This window comes from Vibrio hangzhouensis, assembly GCF_900107935.1.
Taxonomy (GTDB): Bacteria; Pseudomonadota; Gammaproteobacteria; order Enterobacterales; family Vibrionaceae; genus Vibrio; species Vibrio hangzhouensis.
Window position 1 is genome coordinate 1 of record NZ_FNVG01000018.1, and the last position, 19,933, is coordinate 19,933.

A 19,933-nucleotide genomic window follows, 5' to 3' on the forward strand; every position below is an offset into this window, starting at 1 on the left:
TATACTCAAGTAACCTCAAGATGCTTGTTCAGCGAGAATTACTTGGCTTCTAGGCGCGGCAGTGATTTGAAGATCTAGTGGCTCTAAATCGAAAATCGCTAACAAAGCATAGAAGCCAAGTAAACTCGCCCTTTGGAAGCTCATCAAGGTGCCCATTCCTGCGTCAAATAGTTTCGAAAGGGAATAGCCATTCATTCAACTATTTTCCTTGAACTGAACACCTTGATTAAGCTCTGAGTCCTGCATCTTGAAGTCACTTGAGTATAATCAAATAATAACAAAGCCGACTATCAGAAATAGTCGGCTTTGTTTAGTATCACCAGCAAGAAGTTCCGTGCTGTTTGTCGTTCACGTTACCCATTGAGCAACTGAGCAATCATCTGTTTCACTTCATTATCTCCGGGGACAAACATCTGCTTCACCAGAGTATGCTCTCCCGTCTTGAGTACCGTTTTGGCATGAGAAAAGGTGTGGAAGCCTTCGATGCCATGATAAGCCCCGATACCCGATTCTCTCACGCCACCAAACGGCGCATCGTCGACCGATGCATGGAACAGCGCGTCGTTAATACACATCCCTCCGGACGTCACATGTTTCGTCACCCATTGCTGCCTTTCCTCTGATTCAGACATCAAGTAAAGGGCTAATGGGTTTGGATTGCTTTCAATAATCTGCAACGCCTCATCGAACGTCTCATAAGTCACTACAGGCAATAATGGGCCAAATATTTCATTGGTCATCACCAAAGAATCAGCAGCAGGGTTAATGATAAGTTGCGTCGAGATCAGACGATCCTCAAACCGATACCCGTTCGGGTGGCACGATACGATTCGCTCTGCTTTATTCTGTGCTTCTTCAAGATAACTATGAAGACGGGTCAATTGCCCCTCTGTGGCCAGTGACGTCATTTCGGGTGAATCAACCCCTTCAGTAAACAGTTGCTGATATTGGGCGGTATATTCTTCAATAAATTGTTCTAACTTATTATCGGGAATCAGCACGTAGTCTGGTGCAATGCAATACTGACCGTTATTAGCGCTCTTACCCACAACAATTCGCTCTACCGCTTTAGAGATTGATATCGTGTCATCGATGAGCACTGGAGACTTACCACCCAACTCTAACGTTACCGGGGTGAGATTGTCAGCAGCCGCTTTCATTACCAGACGCCCTACGGTTGTCGAACCGGTGAACAATATATGGTCAAATGGCAAAGCACTGAATTGGGCTGCAACGTCCGCTTCCCCTTCAATAATGCACACTTCTGTTTCGTCGAATTCTGTCGCCAATGCGGTCTTTAAAGCAGCATTGAGGTTGGGTGTAAACTCACTCATTTTGATCAGTGCGCGGTTACCCGCTGCCAAAGCCGTCGTTAGCGGATTGATCGTGACCATTAAAGGCGCATTCCAGGTACTGATAATACCGACCACACCCTTCGGCTGATAGGTCACGCAAGCTTCTGATGTACTGGCTAGCAATACTCCTGGATTACGGACCGAGGGCTTCATCCACTGCTCAAGGTTCTCCAGGGTATAGTGAATATTATTCACAATGGGTAAGATTTCCAGCATAGTATCTTGCAAGCTACGTTGCCCAAAGTCCTTCGCAATACTTGCTGCAAATACATCAATGTTACCCAGTAGAACACGCTTTAGTTTTTGTATTTTGTCAACACGTTGCTCGAATGAAGGGTTGGTGTTGGCATGAAATGCATCTCGCGTTTGTTGAAATTGTTGGTGTAAGTTCATAGTGTCTTCCACGTTGTTGGCATGGCCTCACTAGACTACAAATTGGCAACAAACTCATCAGTAATTATTACTGCAAACGACTTCATAAAGAAATTTACCTTCTGCTTATTTGAACCGACCAATTATTAATGCACTCATACAAACCCCAAAAACCAAAAAGCGCCCGGTAAACAGGGCGCTTTAAAAGAAATGCTTTTAGTATCGGTGTTGCTAATGATCAGTTAAGCGCAACGTATTTGCGTTCGATCATACAGTTGCGGAGTACCACCTTATAGTTCTCAAGGTTCTTTTGCTGCTGAGCACTTTCATTACCTTTGCCTGCCATTCGGCCTACCAAAAGTCCGCCTGCCGCACCTACTTTAGCAGCGTCTGTACCGCTCCCCCCAGAAATAGCCCCAACGGCAGCCCCTGCAGCAGCCCCTTTTAAGAGTCCTCTTGCACCGCTGCCTTTGGATTCCACCACTTCTTCTTGAGTTTGATTGGCCAGATTTTGACAATAAGACAGTTCTTGCTCGGCAACGTCTCTGGTCACATTGTCATAATTGAAAATCAGTTTTGACCTTTGATCAATGATATCACCGCCTCTTTGTTGCTCTTGAGCCAGTGCTGAGCAAGACAACGTAACTAAAACTCCTACCAGGATAATCTTCTTCATCTTATTTCTACTCTGCTAATCAAATATTTAAACCATAATGCACGCTGTTTTTTATTTGATATACAGTAAATTTACTGATTTATTTCATGTCCAACTTTCATTCTTTAAGTAATTTTTCGGTATTTGCCTGCGTTATTTGATTACATAATGAAGCAAATACATTTATAAATTTTTATGTTATGAGCACCGTTAAAGAAAAAGCCAAACTCTATTTGGAAAACGACATCATTGAGCAAATACTAGCCCCATCTGAAAGACTGATCATCAGAGAACTCAGTGACCGATATAAGCTCGGATTATCGCCCTTACGTGAAGCCGTCCAGGAACTGTCACACATTGGCTATATACAATACCGACCAAACTTTGGTGCATGTGTTACCACACTATCTTTAGACGAACTCAGCGCAATTATTGATTATCTGGCACAACAGATTGAGGCAAAATCATACGTCAAAAAAGAGAGCCCTCGACACCGTATTAATGAATACCAGGTGCTCTATCATTACAAAAAGCTTTGTGAACACACAGATGTGTCTCCCCCTCACTTGCCAGACTTCTTAAAAGCAGATGAACATATGGTAGCGCTGATAGAATGTCTGATCCCAACCAACCCGGCCTCCATCGTGCAACAGACTAATTTAAGAGCGTTACAGATACTTCGCCGATACCTGCGACTCTATTCGATTCACTTTTGCACTGAATGGCGACGAATCCTTCCCAGAAATGAACTGGACTTGGTAGTACATAAAGCCGTCTACTCTGCCAACTCCAACTATCGACAACTACTGATAGACTATCTGGTACATATCCGTAAAGTTATTAAAGACAGTATGATACTGGGCCCGCGGGAAGGTCATTATTATGGAGGTCGACGACCTGTATCCGCAGCCTGAAACAGCCTTACGCGCAGACACTTTATTAGCCTGCCCCCAAATTAGTGGGGCATTTAAGTTCTAGATCCCGTAGAATACGCGCTCTTTTTTTCGATGTAGGGTACAGGTTGTGACACGAGATCAGTTTGAGTTATTGGCACCAGGTGGAGACGTAGACTCAATTAAAGCCGCTATTGCTGCTGGTGCAGATGCCATCTATTGTGGACTGGATCGTTTTAATGCCCGTAACCGGGCCGCTAACCTTACTCTGGAAAACCTGACCGGCGTTTTAGAACTGGCGCACGCCAACCAGTGTCAGATCTTCTTGACGCTCAATGTTATGATACTAGAGAGCGAGGTGGCCGCCGTCATGCGCTTGCTTGCCCAGTTAGAGCAAACGGACATCGATGGCGTGATCGTTCAAGATCTGGGTTTAGCCTATCTGCTAAAACATCACTTCCCTGCACTCGATGTTCACGCCTCCACTCAGCTTAACACTCATAACACTGGCCAGATTCAGTTTTTGAAACAGTTGACCGCAAGCCGCGTTAACTTATCGCGAGAACTCAACATCGACGAAATCAGCCACCTGGCCAGTTTTGGTCATCAGCACGATGTGTTGATGGAAGTCTTTGTCCATGGCTCATATTGTATTGGTTTCTCTGGTCTTTGTTACATCAGCTCTGCACGCAATGGCGCGTCGGGAAACCGAGGACGTTGCAGCCAACCGTGTCGTGAGCAATATCAGACCACCAGCGCAGGGTATGACTATCCTCTGAATCTGAAAGACAACTCCGCCTTCAATGACTTGCAAGCGCTGGCGGATGCAGGGGTGTACTCACTGAAAGTGGAAGGTCGCATCAAGAAACCGCACTACGTTTACACCGTGGTCGACAACTGGCGTCAGCAAATTGACCGGTTGTGTGAAGGACAAGCGCTGTCTACTGACACCAAAGAACTTTACACCGTGTTTAACCGCGATTTCTCCAACGGCTTCCTTCAAGGGAATTTCGGCAAAAACATGTACATTGATAATCCTCGTGACAATGCCGTCACCCACTTTTCTAAGGTATATCAGTGTACGACACCCGATGAGGTACAATCGGTAAAACAGCGTTTATACGATACTAAAACCGATATCATCGAACGCGTTGAGCACCATATCTCAGCGATGAGTATTGAGACCGAAGCAAAGGCTTCCAGCCTAAAAGGTGCCATCGAGACGCCGAAACTCGAGCCCCTAACACAGCACTCAGCCTTATCTGAAACAAAACGCCTCTCGGTCCTGATATCAGAATCCAACGACATCAAAGCACTGCTGGCTCAAAACATAGACGTGTATTATCAGTTACCTATGGGACTGAATGCAGAACTGGCAGCACTTGTAGAGTTATTCCAGCGTTACCCAGCACTGAAGCCTTGGTTCCCAGCCATTCTGATTGGCAAAGATTTTGATGCCGCTATCGAGTTTCTGGCACATATTAAGCCTGACGGACTCATTACCAATAACTCTGGTGTAGGCTTCCACGCTCAGGAAATGGGAATACCGTGGGTAGCGGGTCCTCAGATGAACACCGCGAACTCCTACGCATTGAAATGTTTGCAAGAAGAGTATTCTGCCGCTGGAGCCTTTCTGTCAAATGAGCTTAGTAAAAAGCAGCTACGCTACATTCGTCGCCCTCAAGCCATGCGTACTTTCTACAGTGTCTATCATCCCAACACTCTATTAACCAGTCGCCAGTGCCTGTTCCAACAAACGGAAGGGTGTAAAAAAATCAAAGTGAACAATGGTTGTTTGAAACGTTGCAGCAAACGCACATCTATTATCAACCTGAAAGACAACCCTTACGTTATTGATAAACAAAAAGGCTCCTTCAATAGCCTCTACAGCGAGCTGAACATTCTCAATCTCGATGTACTCAAAGACCATGAAGCGCTGATTACGGATGTATTTATTGACCTTAGAGATATTCAGACCGAAACCCGATTAGACGTCAGCAAAGTCGAGTTGGTCGCTGCCTTTAAGAACTTTCTCGCTCCATCGCATTCAGAGACAGTTGGCCATGATGTGATACAGGCGCTGCTTGGCCCTACGACAAATCAACAATACAGTAAGGGAATTTAAACTCTGGAGGTGACAGGTTAATTGACATTGAACGGTTATTTAGCCTGACGCTTACCTTCGCAGTTAGATACAGGTAACAGTGTGACTGGAAATATCCGCCACCAAACCTATGGCCTGAGCTGACTGAACTAACAAAGGAAATATGTATTGATGCTTAGATTATAAGCTAACAGGAATTGGAGCGTGCAGCGGGAATCGAACCCGCATCATCAGCTTGGAAGGCTGAGGTAATAGCCATTATACGATGCACGCATCATCGTGGGACGAGATTTAATATGCCACAACTGAGAGAAAAGAAAAGCTCTAATTTACGGATAAGTGTTTGTTTGCACGTTTTTTATTCCATACGGTTAATCTCTGGGCAAGTCTGCATGATATCGTCACTGAGATTGTGATCTGTACCACTATACATTAAGTCAAAGCCGCAGTACCAAGCTGCGGCTTTTCATGCGTAGTGCTAAACCATTGTCGGATCCGGTTCCAGGCCCATGAGTGATCGCCCTAGGATTTGAGCGCAAACATCGTAGTCGGTGTAGGCATGTGCGCCTGTCATATGCGAGTCACGGAATAGTCGCTGTGCTTCATTATCACTAAACCATGCCATACCACCCGACGCTTCAAACAAGCGATCGACACTTTCGATACACATTTTCACCGCGTACGCCTGATTGGTGCGCCAGAACGATAATGTTTCTGCAGATGGGTACTCCTTACGCTCACCATGTTGTTTATGGTCTTCCCAGGTTTTCTCCAGCAAAGTTCTTGCTGCCAGGACCTGATGTGTAGACTCGGCCAAACGCATTAATGCCGGCGTTGCCACTCCCACATTCGCCCCGGTATAAGCACGTACACGGTTCTTTTGCTTCTCTTTATAGACAGCTAACATTCGTTCAGCAATCCCCAGACCAATCGCGGCGAAGCCACAGGCAAAATAAGGTCGGTATGGCGTGTAGAAAATGTCACTGTCCGGGTACAAGTCGAAACCTGCCGAGCGACCTTCCATCATACCCTTCGCCGTTTCGATACGGTGTTCAGGGATAAACACATCTCTGAGCTCTAGCGTTTTCGTGCCACTGGATTTCATTCCGGCAGCGTACCAGTCATCGACAATTTTATATTGGTGACGCGGCACCACACCAAAGCAATAGACTTTATTCCCATCGTTATCGAAGCGATTGAAACCGAGGATCGACCAGTCGGCATGATCACAGCCACTACTCCAGCGCATATCACCATTAAAGATGACACCACCTTCAGTTTCCTCAATTTTGCCAAACGGGGCGATACTGCTGCTCGCTGTTGCCTCTGGGTCAGTGCCCCAGAACTCGTCCTGAGCTCGCTTTGAAAACATTGCCATTTGGTGGCTGTGTGTTGCTAACAAACTCGCCCCCCAAGCCGTACCTCCGCATGCGCCTGCAAGCGCTGCGACACAATCCGTAAACTCAGGTAAGGATATTTCCAAACCGCCATACGCTTTGGGCTGAAAAGCTCTAAAGAAACCAATTTCACGCAATAGACGAATATTCTCCTCTGGCGGAGTGCGATCCTGCTCTGCTTGCATTGCGTTCGCCGCAATCGTTGGAAGGACAGTTTGAAGTTTTTCGAGAAGTGGATTAGGTGTTTTCATCATCGATTCCTTTTGAACGTTAGCCCTGTAGTAGTTATGTCAGGTGGGCAATTACTGTGTAGTATGTTCACAAATTCGAAGTTGTTAAATGGATGTTAGCAATGTTAGCTTGTACTTTTCATAGATTTACCTAATATATTAACTATCATCTAATTTCAAAGGTGGACCAGGAACATGGAAGCACTGACGATCCCCAATCTGAACATCGGTAAGGTCTATGACTCCCGCTACGAAGAGAGTGAGTTCCACATCGAGAAACTCGACAGTCTGGCGCTGTTTTTTGGGCGCAATATGCCGACTCATTACCATGACCGCTATTATCAAATCCATTGTATTCTGGAAGGCAATACCCATGTTCTGTTGGACGAGTCCCACTATTCCAAACACGGCGTCACGCTGTTCTTTACCCCTCCAACAGTTCCCCATTCCTTTGTGACTGAGGATCATGCCAGTGGATTTGTTATTACTGCGAGTCAAACTCTTGTCTGGCGGTTACTGGATATCGAAATTGGACGCAATGATGTGGCGTCCACCGCGATGCAGCCTTTTTGCGCCGAGATAACCAAGGACCATCGCCTAATTCATCAATTTCGCTATCTGCTCAACGAGCAAACCTGTGGTCAATTCATGAGTGATTCGGCAAGCCAAGCCATTCTGCAATTAATCCTTATTGATGTCCTCCGCCTTGCTAACGCGCAACCAACCAATACCACCTATCGCAGTAACGACGTGCATATTTTCAATCAGTTCAGCCACCTGATTGAGCAAAACTACAAATCTCACTGGACACTGCCGCAATACGCCGAGAAGTTAGGTTTAACGACGGCAAGACTCAATGACATATGCCGTCGTGTGAGTGGAATGGCGTCAAAAAGACTGGTAGCGGACAGGGTTATGCAAGAGGCTCGGCGTCTTCTGTTGCTAACAGCAATGTCAGTACAAGAAGTCGCTTATGAGCTGGGCTATCAGGATCCGGCATACTTTGCGCGTTTCTTTAAGAAAAATTCGGGAGAGACCGCTTCGGCGTTTAGAGAAAGAGAGCAGCAATAGCTACTCTCTTTAAGGGGGCTTAGCGTAGCCCTCCCATAAACATGTACTTCAATTCCATAAATTCTTCCATCCCGTGGCGGGAACCTTCCCGCCCGAGTCCGGATTCCTTGATTCCGCCAAAAGGGGCGGCCGCGGTGGAAATCAGCCCTTCATTAATGCCGATCATTCCCACTTCCAATGCATCGCCGACCCGCCACGCTTTAGCCAGTGACTGAGTATAGAAGTAGGCGGCAAGACCCGAATCGGTATTATTGGCTCGTTCTATGACCTCTTGTTCACTGGAAAACCGGAACAGCGGCGCAAGCGGACCGAAAGTTTCTTCACTCGCGACCAACATATCGTCGCTCACTTCAGTCAAAACAAAGGGTTTTACAAACTGATGATTGTCCGAATCGAACGCTCCACACTGAATCATCGCCCCTTTGCTTATCGCATCATCTACATGGGCTTGTACTTTTGCTACCGCATTTTGGTTAATTAGCGGACCAATCACTACGCCGTCTTCAAAGCCATCCCCTACCTTCAGGGCCCGTACTTTTTGCGTCAGTTTGTTGGCGAACTCTTCATAAACCGCATCGTGAACAAACAGTCGATTAGCACACACACAAGTTTGTCCTGCATTGCGGAATTTCGCTATCATTGCACCTTCAACCGCCGCATCAATGTCAGCATCTTCAAATACAATAAATGGTGCATTCCCTCCAAGCTCCAACGCCAGTTTTTTAATTGACGATGCGGACTGATTCATCAGAATTCGCCCCACATTGGTGGAGCCAGTAAACGAAACTTTGCGAACCTTTTTATTCGACGTCAGCACGTTACCAATCTCAACCGCATCGCCAGTGATCACATTTAGCAGCCCTTTTGGTACCCCCGCCTGTTGGGCAAGTAGCGCCAACGCCAGTGCGGTAAAAGGGGTATCCGGTGCCGGTTTTAGTACAACGGAACACCCCGCCGCCAACGCAGGCGCACATTTTCGGGTGATCATAGCCGCCGGAAAATTCCAGGGGGTGATCGCCGCGACTACACCAACTGGTTCCTTGGTGACGACGATCTTTCCATCAGCTCTGTGGCTTGGGATGATTTCACCATAAGCGCGTTTTGCTTCTTCGCTGTACCACAGGACAAAACTGGCAGCATAGGCGATTTCACCTTTTGCCTCGGCAAAGGGTTTTCCTTGCTCGGTCGTCAGAATTCTAGCCAGATCGTCGGTGTTCGCTGTAATTAAGTCGTACCAGTTACGTAACACCAGAGACTTATGTTCGGCAGTGGTCTCTTTCCATAGCAGAAACGCTGCCTGTGCTACCTCAACAGACCACTCAGCTTCTGCCGCACCAAACAAGGGCACCGAGCCAATTTCTTCGTTAGTTGAAGGGTTGAGAATCGTGTCGTAACTTTGAGTTGGAGATTCGATCCACTCTCCACCAATAAAACAGCACTCTGTCTTGAGTAAGTCAGGATTATTCAACTGCATAGTGTTCCCCTAATCCGTCACTTCGAATACAACATTTACCTGCCCGGTACCTGAACTTGGGAAGTACTCAGTCACCACCTCACTTTTGCCTTCATATTTATCCCAGCCTAACGCACCAAATAACATTGCCGTGTCATGCATACCACCCTCACCCGAGCACAAACTGGCATAATCAGGCAACATTTTAAGGAACGTCGAGTAATCGCGCTGAGCCCACAGCTCTAGCACTCGCAGGTCTACCTGTCGGTTAAACTCTTTCGAGATAGTGAAGGTACCATTATTAGCCTCATAATCCTCATTATTCCAAATGCGGTGCGACAGTGACCCCGACGCCAACAGCATCACCCTACTGTTGCTCTCCTCAATGGCCTCGCGAATCGCTTCACCTAACTTTCTTGAAGATTCGATGTCATGAACGGTGCACCATGCTGCGATGGACACCACTTTAAACTGGCAATCGTCATTCATATATCGCATCGGAACCAGAGTGCCATACTCAAGATCCAACGACTCAACCTGATGAGACAGAGTAAATACGCCCTTCTCCGTCGCTTTGTCGGCAATTTTATTACCAAGTTCTGTGTTGCCGTAATATTGATATTCCAGGTTCTGAATAAAATGGGGAAATTCATTACTGGTGTAGTTTCCTGAGAACTTCTCTCGGGCATTGACATGGTAACCGGCATTCACAAGCCAATGGGTATCAAGCACGACAACTGTATCTACATCAAGCTCTTTGGCCATCTGAGCAATCAGTTTGTGGCCATCAATGGCGGCTTTACGGCAGCCATGTAATCGACCAGGCTGTTCAGACATAATCATAGTGGGCACATGAGTAATTTTGGCGGCAACGCAAAGTTTTCCCATCTTTCTATTCCTTTTGAATATGGCTTCTCGTTGAATCGGAAAGAAGCGTATTGAAGAGTTTCTATTTATTTATCAATGCCTTTAATAAAGGCTAAAAATCATAATGGCAGTGGCAGTGATGACACTGACGGTGACCATTGCCAAGATTGTCGTTGGAAGCAACACTGCAGCGCACACCCCTCCCATATCGTATTTCTGTCCTATTACCGCATACACACCGAACATCGGCATACTTGCCAGAATGACTGCCACGGCGGCCATGGTTGGCTCCAAATCGAACCACAGCACAGTTAATATCAACAGCATCATCGGGTGCAGCAGCAACTTCCCGACCACAACAGTTCCTATCTCCTTTTTGTGGCCACGAACACTAACTCCAACGAGTCCTCCACCAATGGTAAACAGGGCGACTCCTGAAACTGTATTGGCAAGCATCTCTACGATACGTTTTGCTGTCTCTGGCGTGTCTATATTCAGCGCCGACACCAACATACCCAGGACGATCGCGATAACAATTGGGTTCTTGGTCAAGCCTCGCATCGTCTCGTAGACTTTCTGTCTAAAGTTGCTTCCTTTACTGATGTTGGTGAGATCAGCTAACGTCAGAAGCAGTGGCAACATAATGAGATTTTCCACAATTAGCGTGAGTGAAAAAGGCACCAGCGACTGAGCTCCAAACAGAAAGAAAATGATGGGAAAGCCAATCAACAAACTATTAGAAAAGCTGCTTCCCAGCCCAAGCACCACACTCTCCGTTAGGGTTTTCCTGAGCGTCATCACACTGACAATCGCCACCAGCACAAATACGAGTAATGAACCAATGGTGTATACCAACAAATAGTCCGCATTCCAGATTTCTCCGAGTGGCCTAGTACTGAGCGCACTGAATATCGCCGCTGGCAACCCAAAATTGAACACAAACGCTGCTAACACTTTATGACCATTTTCCGGTATGACCTTGTTCTTAGAAGCAAGGTAACCCAGGCCAATAACGAGAAAAACAGGAAGAATAGTCATCACTACATAATGTAAATGTCCAAGTGACAGCATGGGGTTTTCCCTTTCTCTTTCAGGCGTTATCGTTTGCAGCAAGTTTCTGATGTATATTGTTTTTCTTGAAATTCAGGTCAGGGTGAAGCTCTACCATTTCAAAGCCAATACTTAGATATTGTGCATCGAAGGTTGGTTGAAGGTAGTCACAAAACACTTTGAATATTCGCTCCGCAGCCTGTTGACGCACCGTGAGGTCTCGCCCGGTTCCTACTTTTGCGGTTAGATGAATAAAGCGATTCTCCGGGTCTTCGTCGGCAATCAAATAATAATCACTTCTCACTGCACGGGTTCGAATTCCCCCTTTTGGAAATACTCCGGTGTCGATCGCCTCTCGATGAATCAGTTTCATCAGCTCTGGAATATCAATGTCAGATTCAACGTTTGGGGAAAACTCCATAATAAAATGTGGCATTTGGTCACTCCTTTGAATTAGGCTCGCGTCGATTCGCAAGCGCGAGCCCTATAGCGGTTTCGGTTGTCGGACATCCGCTTATTATTTTCCTAACGTGGGAACGTTGTGTGTATCGTGCGCAATGCAGACGTTTTTGGTTTCCATATAGAAATCAAAACTCCAGTCACCGCCATCTCGTCCGATGCCCGACATCTTCACTCCACCAAATGGAGAAGGTAAGTTACGGTTATTCTCTGAATTCACCCAAATCATGCCGGCTTCCACCTTACTCGCCATACGCATCGCACGACCGGTGTTAGAGGTCCAGATATAGCCGGACAGGCCGTAATCCGTATCGTTTGCTATCTCGACGGCCTGCTCCTCGCTATCAAACTCGATGCACGTCAGGACTGGCCCAAAGATCTCTTCCTTGGCAATGCGCATGCTGTTATCGGCATCAGTGAACAAGGTTGGCGTCAGATAATTACCATTGCCAAGAAAATCTATGGCCTTACCACCCGCGGCGATCGTTGCGCCATCTTCCCTGGCAGCATCCATATAACTGAGCACTTTGTTGTAGTGTGACTGATGTACAAGCGGGCCAACTTCCGTCTCAGGATCCAATGGATGCCCCACTTGAATGTTGTCAACACGCGCCTTAAGCGCTTCAATGAACTTAGGCTTGATGCCTTTCTGAATCAGAAGGCGGCTTGAACTGGTACAGCGCTGACCATTCAGGCTATAAATCATGAACACCACGGCATCGAGAGCGCGTTCAAAATCAGCATCATCAAAGACGATCACCGGATTTTTGCCTCCCAGTTCAAAGTGAACACGTTTCAGAGTCGGCGCACCCTGGGCCTGAATCATTGAGCCTGTTACCGTTTCACCAACAAACGCCACCGCTTTAATGGCTTTGTGCTCAGTCAGCGCTTTACCTGCAACCTCACCAAAACCATTCACCATGTTCCAGACACCAACAGGCAATCCTGCTTCCTCTGCACACTCAGCCAGGATCGCAGCAGTCAATGGGCTGAACTCCGCTGGTTTGTGAACCACCGTACACCCCGCTGCCAAAGCCGGTGCGATTTTCCATGTCGATAGCATAAACGGCGTATTCCAGGGGGTAATCACGCCAACCGGACCAATTGGGGTTCTGACGGTGTAATTGGTATGACTGTCCTGATGTAGTGACAGACCATTCTTCGCTTCGGGCGACTTGTCTGCAAAAAAGCGGAAGTTGGCCGCACCGCGGATTGCCGCCTGTTTCATAAATCGCAGTGGCTGCCCACAGTCCATCGACTCGACCAGAGCAATTTCTTCAGCACGCTGTTCTATTTTATCGGCAAGACGATGAAGAATTTTCTTACGCTCTGCCCCCGACAAGTCCGCCCAGGAAGAAAATGCGGATTGTGCTGCAAGACAAGCCTGATTCACATCTTCTTCCGTTCCTTTTACCACTTTGCCGAGACTTTCGTTGCTGGTTGGTGACAGGTTTTCGAAGGTTTCACCCGCAGATCCGAGTGTCCATGCGCCGCCAATATAATGACCTAGCGTTTGGCTTCTGTATTTTGCAAGGTACTGCTCTGCCTTGGTGAGATTGGTATCAAGTTGTTGAGCCATGATATTAATTCCTTTTGTTATTCTGAGTTATCGCTGGTCGTAGAATTCTTGCTCTGAAAGAACCGGGTTTTCAAGCGTACCAATACCCTCTATTTCGCAACTGACAACATCACCCGGATGAATATCTTTTAGGCCCTTTGGCGTGCCGGTCGCAATCAGGTCGCCGGGCTTGAGCGTCATAAATTCACTCAGATATTCAATCAGGAACGGTACGTCAAAGATCATGTCCGCAGTTGTTCCGACTTGTGCCACCTCTCCATTGACCCTAGTCTCTAGTTTTAGATTACTAATGTTTTCAATGTCCTCGACATCGACAATCCAGGGACCTATCGGGCAAAGAGCATCACGACTTTTTACCCTCAGATTAGGACGATAGTAGTTCTCCAGGTAATCGCGTATTGCATAGTCATTACAAACGGTGAATCCTCGGACGTATTGCAAGGCATCTTCGCGTTTCACGTTTTTGGCCTCTTTGCCAATCACGACCACCAACTCACATTCATAGTGCATAAACTCAATGTCATCCGGTCTATATGAAGGCTTACCATGAGCGGTCAGTGTGTTCTGTCCTTTAAGGAAAACGAGCGGCTCTTTCGGCGGTTCAAATGCTAACTCTGATGCGTGATCGGCGTAGTTCAGGCCAAGCGCGAAAATCGTTCCCGGCGTTTCAACCGGAACCAACCATTCGAAAGAGCCCGACTTAATGACATCTCCGTTTTCCGTATTCACCGACATATCGTCATTAACGGTGACATTGAGCACTTGTTGTTGGTATTGGATACGTGCGTGTTTCATTGCTCACCTCCTGATACGATGTTTTCCAGACGTAATGCGTTACCCAGTGTGGAGGTGATCTTGTCATAAGGTTGCAGCTCAACCCGCTCTCCGGCAAAACCAATCGCGATGATATCCCCTTTATCGAGCGTCATGATGTGTGAGATTTTCTCCAGCAGTTGCTCCGTCCCCCGTGATAGTCGGCTTAACGGGAAGTAACGTTTGGCTGACCCATTAACCGCCGTCACAAGCTCCAAATCTTTATAGTTGTTTAGATCAGAAACCTGGACTGGTGCAGATAAGGTCAATGAATTATCCAGACATTTCCCCTTGATATCTGGTCGGTAATAGCTCGTTTCTGGCAACGAAAAATCATGCAACAAGGCAAAGCCCTCTACATAGTCCAAGGCTTCCTCTTGTGTGACGCGACAACAGGTTTTACCGATAATCACAGCAAGGCTTGCGCCTACGACAAGTGCATTTTGTTTGCCAGGCCATTGGATAGCACGGTTGTCCTGGTTCCAAGTATTGTGGGGCTTAAAGTACAGTACAGGCTCTGTTGGAGGAGCCTTGTACGGGGCCTGTTCAAAGATTGATGTCAGGTTGTCTAGCTGTTGGCTGTCGTTAAGTGCCACACAGACAACCTTTCCCTGGAGTTTTTCTTTCATCGTATTTCCTAACTTTAATAGACGTTATCGATGACGGAGGTTTCAACAGCGTCAACGTGTTTGAGTTTATAGGCCAGCTGCTCTGCGCTCAGGCGCAGCAGCAGGGTATCTACACCAGCGCCGATAAATTTGACGCCTCGCGCGGCATAACTTTTGGCTTGGTCTGGATTCAAGGACAGAATGCCGACAGCTTTGCCTGCCCTCTGAATGGCCTTGATGGCATGATCGATTGCCTCGACCACATCCGGGTGGCCCGGATTTCCAATGTGTCCCATCGAACCACACAGATCAGATGGACCAATAAAGATGCCATCAATGCCCTCCACCGCCGCAATCGCTTCGATGTTGTCAATCGCCTCTTTGGTTTCCACTTGGACCAGAAGACAGACCTGATCGTTGGCACGATGCAGATATTGAGGAATACGATTCCACTGAGATGCTCTGGCCAGCGCACTGCCAATACCACGATTTCCCAAAGGCGGATATAGCGCAGATTTCACAATTTCTTCAGCTTGCGCCGCAGTGTTTACCATCGGCACTAACAAGGTCTGTGCGCCAATATCAAGAAGACGCTTAATTAAGGTTGGGTGGCCATCTTCTGCTCTGACTATCGGCGAGGTATTGTGTGGTGCCAACGCCTGCAAGTGATGCTTAATGCTGGTGAGGTCAAAAGAGGCGTGCTCGCCGTCGACCAGTACCCAATCGAAACCCGCCCCGCCGCATATTTCTGCACAACTGGTATCAGGAAGACCTAACCAAAGGCCCCATAACGGCTCGTCTACACTCAAAGATTGCTTAAACTGGTTCACTAACATAGATGCCTCCTAAACAAACTTGACAGAAATGCCGCCAAGAGGCCCGAAATCTGCGTGGATCGTGTCGCCTTCCTTAACTGGCACAGGTCGGGTAAATGAACCGGCCAAAATCACCTGCCCCGGTTCCAGAGACACGCCGTGGGGAGCAAAACGCTTGCAGACCCAACAAATGCCATTGGCAGGATGACCCAATACACCAGCAGCAAGACCGGTTTCTTCAATCTGACCATTGAGATAGAGCATCGCTCCTGCCCAACGAAGGTCGATCTCTGTTGGTTTGATAGGCCTCCCACCCAGAACAATGCCAGCATTGGCGGCATTATCAGCGATCGTGTCATAGACCTTCCTCATGTAACCCGTATCGGGGTCAGTTCGGTGACACCTCGCCGCAATGAGTTCTATGGCAGGGATGACGTAGTCGGTCGCGTTGAGCACATCGAATATTGTGACATTGTCACCTTCTAATTTTTCCTTGAGTACAAACGCTAACTCCACTTCAATACGCGGATCCAAAAAATCAGACACCGGAATTTGAGCACCATCTGAAAAGAACATATCGTCAAGCAGCACACCATAGTCCGGTTGGTCAATATTGACTGCCATTTGCATCGCTCGCGACGTCAAACCAATTTTGTAACCCCTGACCTTTGCACCTTCTCTTTTCTTGCGCTCAACCCAGCGGCTTTGGATCTGATAAGCATCATCCATCGACATGTCCGGATAATCCAAAGTCAGAGCGGCGATCTGCTCTCTGTTTTTCTCTGCCTTATAGAGACGTTCGGCAGCTACTTGAATTTGCTCTTCTGTTAACATTCGATTTCCTTTCGTTTCTGAGCTGACTTAAGCAATGACCTGTTGTTTTGTATGTTGGTCCTGCTGTTTAGACGATACACACGTCAAACTAATTAATATGTTAAGTACTTTAGTTAATATGTTAAGTAAAGTCCAGATCTGGCAAGCTACCCCATAATCAATTGTTTTTAATGAAAAACATACAGAAAAAGAAATTAACAAAACAACATACTGCAACTCTATTACATCAAATACGTGCACCACAACGCGATTTTTGAAGGCATTCGGAGCCAGAATGTGGGATTTGTCACTAAGCGGTATTTACAAAACGCCGATTAATTTTTGATTCATTGATCTAGTTAACATATTAAGCATTATTGATACATTTAATTAACAATGCCGATTTGATTTTGAGCAAAAGTAGTTAATATATTAAGTATTCAACAAAACAACGACTCACTAAGTGGGCAATGCTCAAGCAGGATCGAGCAACTAATAAACCGTGAAACGAAAGGAAAGACGTTATGCGAGTAAATAAAGTCGCCGCTATTACTACCACTGCTCTTCTTCTTATGGGATCTTTTTCCGTACAGGCTGAACCAGAAAAAATCATCAAAATCAGTACGTGGGGCTCACCGAACCACGGCATCAATAAAGTGGTTTGGCCAACATGGGGAGAGTGGATTGAAGAAGCCACAGACGGTCGCGTAGGGATTAAGATCGAATACGACCTGGCGCCACCACAGACACAAATTGATGTAGTAACCGACGGAATCGGAGACGTTACCTGGATTTTCCATGGTCACAAAGCGGGTCGATTCCAACTCACTCAGCTCCCTGAAATTCCCACCTTCTCTGAAGGTTCTAGCTCAGAGCTAATGTCGCAGGCTTACTGGCGCACTTACGATAAATACCTTAAAAAAGGTCGTGAACACCGTGGTGTACAAGTCATGGCCTTAAGTGTTCACGGCCCAGGTCAACTCATTACTAAAGATCCCGTTGAGTCACTTCAGGCAATTCAAGGCAAGAAAATCCGCGTTGGTGGTGGCGTCGTGTCATCGGTAGCTAAGGACATGAAAATCACGCCTGTTTTTATCCCGACCACTAAAGTGTACGAGTCAATTTCTCAAGGTGTCGTTGAAGGGGCTTATTTGCCTTTTGAAGCTCTAAGCTCTTTTAGATTAGCTGAAGTGGCTGACAACACATTAGTCGTTCCTGGCGGTCTATATCGTGGTAGTTTTGCAATAGTAATGAATATCGACACATTGAGCGATCTCTCTAAGGAAGATCAGGACGCCATTAAGGCGGTATCAGGAGAAAAACTCTCTCGCCTGTTTGGCAAAATGTGGGATGATGCAGACCACTCAGCGTATGAGACGGCACTGGAAGGCGGTCATACATTTACGCCAGCCTCACCTGAAATGCTTATCGAACTCAAAAAATCGAGCGAACCATTAGTGGCCAACTGGTACAAAGTCGCGCAAAAACGTAAAGTCGATGGTCCCGCTGCCTACAAGTACTTTCACCAGCAACTTGAAGAAGGATTGTAATCACGATGAATGGTTTTAGTGTTGCTAAGACCATACGGCGAGGACTGGAAACCCTCGCCGCCATCAGCCTACTGCTCATGATGTTGATTACGTTCGTTGATGTGACTGGTCGCTACTTCTTTAACGCACCTGTTGTAGGCTCTACTGAGCTCATTGAAGTATTGCTCGCAGTGATGGTTTTTATGGCGTTTCCACTGGTTTCGTGGAATGAAGAAAATATTTGTGTTGATCTACTGGATAATTATTTCCCTAAAAAGTGGATTGGGATCAGACAAATAGTCATCAATCTTATTTGCTCATGTTCACTTATTCTAGTGGCTCTGATGAACTGGAAGTTAGCCGGTCGCTCAATGGAGTACGAAGAGGTAACAGAGATTCTCGAAATGCCGTTGGGATACGTCACTTATTTGATTTCCGTTACTGGCTTTGTTGGAGGCGTTCTTACCGGATTTAACGCTCTTGTATACGCCCGTAAACTTTTTTCAGGGTCAACAGGGGCAGACACTATCGATACTAAAAGCAAGGAGGCTTAGATGATTGAATCCATTATAGGCTTTACTGTTCTAATCATTATGGTGCTCCTCCGTCTTCCCCTTGCCTTTGCGATGGGTGTCGTGGGCTTTATCGGATTTTGGTACATCAATGATTACAACTGGAATGCGGCGATGTCTATGGCAGCTCGACGCATCATAGATACCGGACAAGACTACGGCTTATCCGTTATTCCGTTATTTATACTGATGGGAAACTTTGTTACCAAAGCAGGGCTTTCTAACGAACTATATCGAGCATGCAACGCATTTGTGGGACATCGAAAAGGCGGTCTCTCTATGTCGACGATACTGGCATGCGGTGGATTCTCAGCAATCTGTGGCTCAAGCCTGGCCACTTCAGCAACCATGTCGAAAGTTGCCATGCCTCCCATGCGCAAGTATGGCTACTCGGATGGTTTAGCTGCGGCTTCCATCGCTGCAGGTGGCACCTTGGGGATTTTGATCCCACCGAGCGTCATGTTAGTTATCTACGGCCTGCTCACTGAAAGCAGCATACGAGAGCTCTTCGCAGCTGGCTTTTTACCGGGTTTACTTGGTATCGCACTTTACCTCGCCGCTGTGCAATGGGTGGTATTTCGTTCTCCTGAAAGTGCGCCTCCGGGCGAACGGGTAGCTTGGGGAGCACGCTTCGTCGCTTTGAAAGGCATTTTCTCTACCCTACTTTTATTTGTTCTGGTTATGGGGGGGATATACATAGGTGCGTTCACACCAACGGAAGCCGCAGGTATTGGTGCTACTGGTGCGTTTGCTCTGGCCGCTTATCGACGCAAGCTGAATTATCAGGTGATGCGCGACATTTTGGTCGACACCGCTAAAACCTCTGCATCGCTGTTTGCAGTGGTGATATGTGCACTGATTCTTTCTAACTTTATTAACCGCGCGGGCCTCCCTACTGCATTAGTAGAGATGATTCAGGCGGCGAATGTGTCTCCAATGATGGCGCTTGGTCTGATATTGCTGATTTATATTATCCTCGGCTGTGTTTTTGAAAGTATGTCGATGATGCTACTGACGGTACCCATTTTCTTTCCTGTTGTGGTTGAGCTTGGGTTCGACCCAATATGGTTTGGTATTGTCGTCGTGGTCGTGACTGAAATCAGCTTAATCACGCCACCAGTGGGCCTAAATGTGTTCGTCTTGTCCGGCATTATCAAAGACATTAATACCGCGACGATTTTTAAAGGCGTATTCCCGTTTTGGGTCGCCGACATGGTTCGTTTGGCCATTATTGTACTGGTACCTGCAGTTGTATTGCTTTTGCCGAACATGCTCTATTAGCAATTAAAAAGCTTCCC

The 19,933-nt window shown here is 46.9% G+C and carries 19 protein-coding genes and 1 tRNA gene; 6 read left to right on the forward strand and 14 right to left on the reverse strand.

Annotation, left to right across the window (positions count from 1 at the left end):
• Positions 1-15 precede the first annotated feature (15 nt).
• From C4S60_RS16430 to C4S60_RS16440, 3 genes are all read right to left on the reverse strand, one after another.
• On the reverse strand, positions 16-195 hold the full coding sequence (locus C4S60_RS16430; RefSeq protein ID WP_103879964.1) for a hypothetical protein: 180 nt from the start codon (positions 193-195) through the stop codon (positions 16-18).
• Between the two features lie 158 nt (positions 196-353).
• Complete coding sequence (locus C4S60_RS16435; protein WP_103881450.1) at positions 354-1,748, reverse strand: coniferyl aldehyde dehydrogenase; 1,395 nt, start codon at positions 1,746-1,748, stop codon at positions 354-356.
• Positions 1,749-1,965: 217 nt separating this feature from the next.
• A complete protein-coding gene (locus tag C4S60_RS16440; protein ID WP_103881451.1) occupies positions 1,966-2,403 on the reverse strand; it encodes an RNA polymerase subunit sigma in 438 nt (145 codons plus the stop codon).
• Positions 2,404-2,582: 179 nt separating this feature from the next.
• Between C4S60_RS16440 and C4S60_RS16445 the strand changes: the two genes are divergently transcribed.
• Both C4S60_RS16445 and C4S60_RS16450 read left to right on the forward strand, forming a co-directional pair.
• Positions 2,583-3,296 (forward strand): GntR family transcriptional regulator, encoded by a 714-nt coding sequence (locus C4S60_RS16445; RefSeq protein WP_103881452.1) that lies wholly within the window; start codon positions 2,583-2,585, stop codon positions 3,294-3,296.
• A 109-nt stretch (positions 3,297-3,405) separates the two neighbouring features.
• Complete coding sequence (locus tag C4S60_RS16450; RefSeq protein WP_103881453.1) at positions 3,406-5,400, forward strand: U32 family peptidase; 1,995 nt, start codon at positions 3,406-3,408, stop codon at positions 5,398-5,400.
• A 177-nt stretch (positions 5,401-5,577) separates the two neighbouring features.
• Here the strand turns inward: C4S60_RS16450 and C4S60_RS16455 are convergent.
• Positions 5,578-5,652, reverse strand: a tRNA-Gly gene (locus C4S60_RS16455).
• Positions 5,653-5,857: 205 nt separating this feature from the next.
• Positions 5,858-7,030, reverse strand: a complete 1,173-nt coding sequence (locus C4S60_RS16460; RefSeq protein ID WP_208623279.1) for a p-hydroxyphenylacetate 3-hydroxylase oxygenase component — start codon at positions 7,028-7,030, stop codon at positions 5,858-5,860.
• A gap of 171 nt (positions 7,031-7,201) precedes the next feature.
• Here C4S60_RS16460 and hpaA point away from each other — a divergent pair, with 171 nt between their 5' ends.
• A complete protein-coding gene (gene hpaA, locus C4S60_RS16465; RefSeq protein WP_103881455.1) occupies positions 7,202-8,077 on the forward strand; it encodes a 4-hydroxyphenylacetate catabolism regulatory protein HpaA in 876 nt (291 codons plus the stop codon).
• Positions 8,078-8,096: 19 nt separating this feature from the next.
• On the opposite strand, the gene C4S60_RS16470 is transcribed toward hpaA, so the two are convergent.
• From C4S60_RS16470 to hpaH, 9 genes are all read right to left on the reverse strand, one after another.
• Entirely contained in the window at positions 8,097-9,551 is a 1,455-nt protein-coding gene (locus C4S60_RS16470) for an NAD-dependent succinate-semialdehyde dehydrogenase (RefSeq protein ID WP_103881456.1), read from the reverse strand.
• Positions 9,552-9,560: 9 nt separating this feature from the next.
• Positions 9,561-10,418 carry a 3,4-dihydroxyphenylacetate 2,3-dioxygenase gene (hpaD, locus tag C4S60_RS16475; RefSeq protein ID WP_103881457.1) on the reverse strand — a complete coding sequence of 286 codons (858 nt, stop codon included), beginning with the start codon at positions 10,416-10,418 and terminating at the stop codon, positions 9,561-9,563.
• An 81-nt stretch (positions 10,419-10,499) separates the two neighbouring features.
• The gene (locus C4S60_RS16480; RefSeq protein ID WP_103881458.1) at positions 10,500-11,468 is read right to left on the reverse strand and encodes an AEC family transporter; all 969 of its coding nucleotides are present in this window, start codon (positions 11,466-11,468) and stop codon (positions 10,500-10,502) included.
• Between the two features lie 19 nt (positions 11,469-11,487).
• Positions 11,488-11,883, reverse strand: coding sequence for a 5-carboxymethyl-2-hydroxymuconate Delta-isomerase (locus C4S60_RS16485; RefSeq protein ID WP_103881459.1), 396 nt, complete (start codon positions 11,881-11,883; stop codon positions 11,488-11,490).
• A gap of 81 nt (positions 11,884-11,964) precedes the next feature.
• Complete coding sequence (hpaE, locus tag C4S60_RS16490; RefSeq protein ID WP_103881460.1) at positions 11,965-13,485, reverse strand: 5-carboxymethyl-2-hydroxymuconate semialdehyde dehydrogenase; 1,521 nt, start codon at positions 13,483-13,485, stop codon at positions 11,965-11,967.
• Between the two features lie 27 nt (positions 13,486-13,512).
• Positions 13,513-14,280 carry a fumarylacetoacetate hydrolase family protein gene (locus tag C4S60_RS16495; protein ID WP_103881461.1) on the reverse strand — a complete coding sequence of 256 codons (768 nt, stop codon included), beginning with the start codon at positions 14,278-14,280 and terminating at the stop codon, positions 13,513-13,515.
• Positions 14,277-14,927, reverse strand: a complete 651-nt coding sequence (locus tag C4S60_RS16500; RefSeq protein ID WP_103881462.1) for a fumarylacetoacetate hydrolase family protein — start codon at positions 14,925-14,927, stop codon at positions 14,277-14,279. The genes C4S60_RS16495 and C4S60_RS16500 overlap by 4 nt, the downstream gene beginning before the upstream one ends.
• Before the next feature lie 14 nt (positions 14,928-14,941).
• Positions 14,942-15,742 carry a 4-hydroxy-2-oxoheptanedioate aldolase gene (gene hpaI / locus C4S60_RS16505; protein WP_103881463.1) on the reverse strand — a complete coding sequence of 267 codons (801 nt, stop codon included), beginning with the start codon at positions 15,740-15,742 and terminating at the stop codon, positions 14,942-14,944.
• A gap of 9 nt (positions 15,743-15,751) precedes the next feature.
• A complete protein-coding gene (gene hpaH / locus C4S60_RS16510; RefSeq protein ID WP_103881464.1) occupies positions 15,752-16,555 on the reverse strand; it encodes a 2-oxo-hept-4-ene-1,7-dioate hydratase in 804 nt (267 codons plus the stop codon).
• A 503-nt stretch (positions 16,556-17,058) separates the two neighbouring features.
• On the opposite strand from hpaH, the gene C4S60_RS16515 reads away from it, so the two are divergent.
• Genes C4S60_RS16515 through C4S60_RS16525 form a run of 3 tightly spaced genes read left to right on the forward strand, consistent with a single transcriptional unit; the run spans position 17,059 to position 19,916 of the window.
• Complete coding sequence (locus C4S60_RS16515) at positions 17,059-18,084, forward strand: TRAP transporter substrate-binding protein (RefSeq protein ID WP_103881465.1); 1,026 nt, start codon at positions 17,059-17,061, stop codon at positions 18,082-18,084.
• 5 nt (positions 18,085-18,089) lie between these two features.
• A complete protein-coding gene (locus C4S60_RS16520) occupies positions 18,090-18,617 on the forward strand; it encodes a TRAP transporter small permease (protein WP_103881466.1) in 528 nt (175 codons plus the stop codon).
• The gene (locus tag C4S60_RS16525) at positions 18,618-19,916 is read left to right on the forward strand and encodes a TRAP transporter large permease (RefSeq protein ID WP_103881467.1); all 1,299 of its coding nucleotides are present in this window, start codon (positions 18,618-18,620) and stop codon (positions 19,914-19,916) included.
• Positions 19,917-19,933 lie beyond the last annotated feature (17 nt).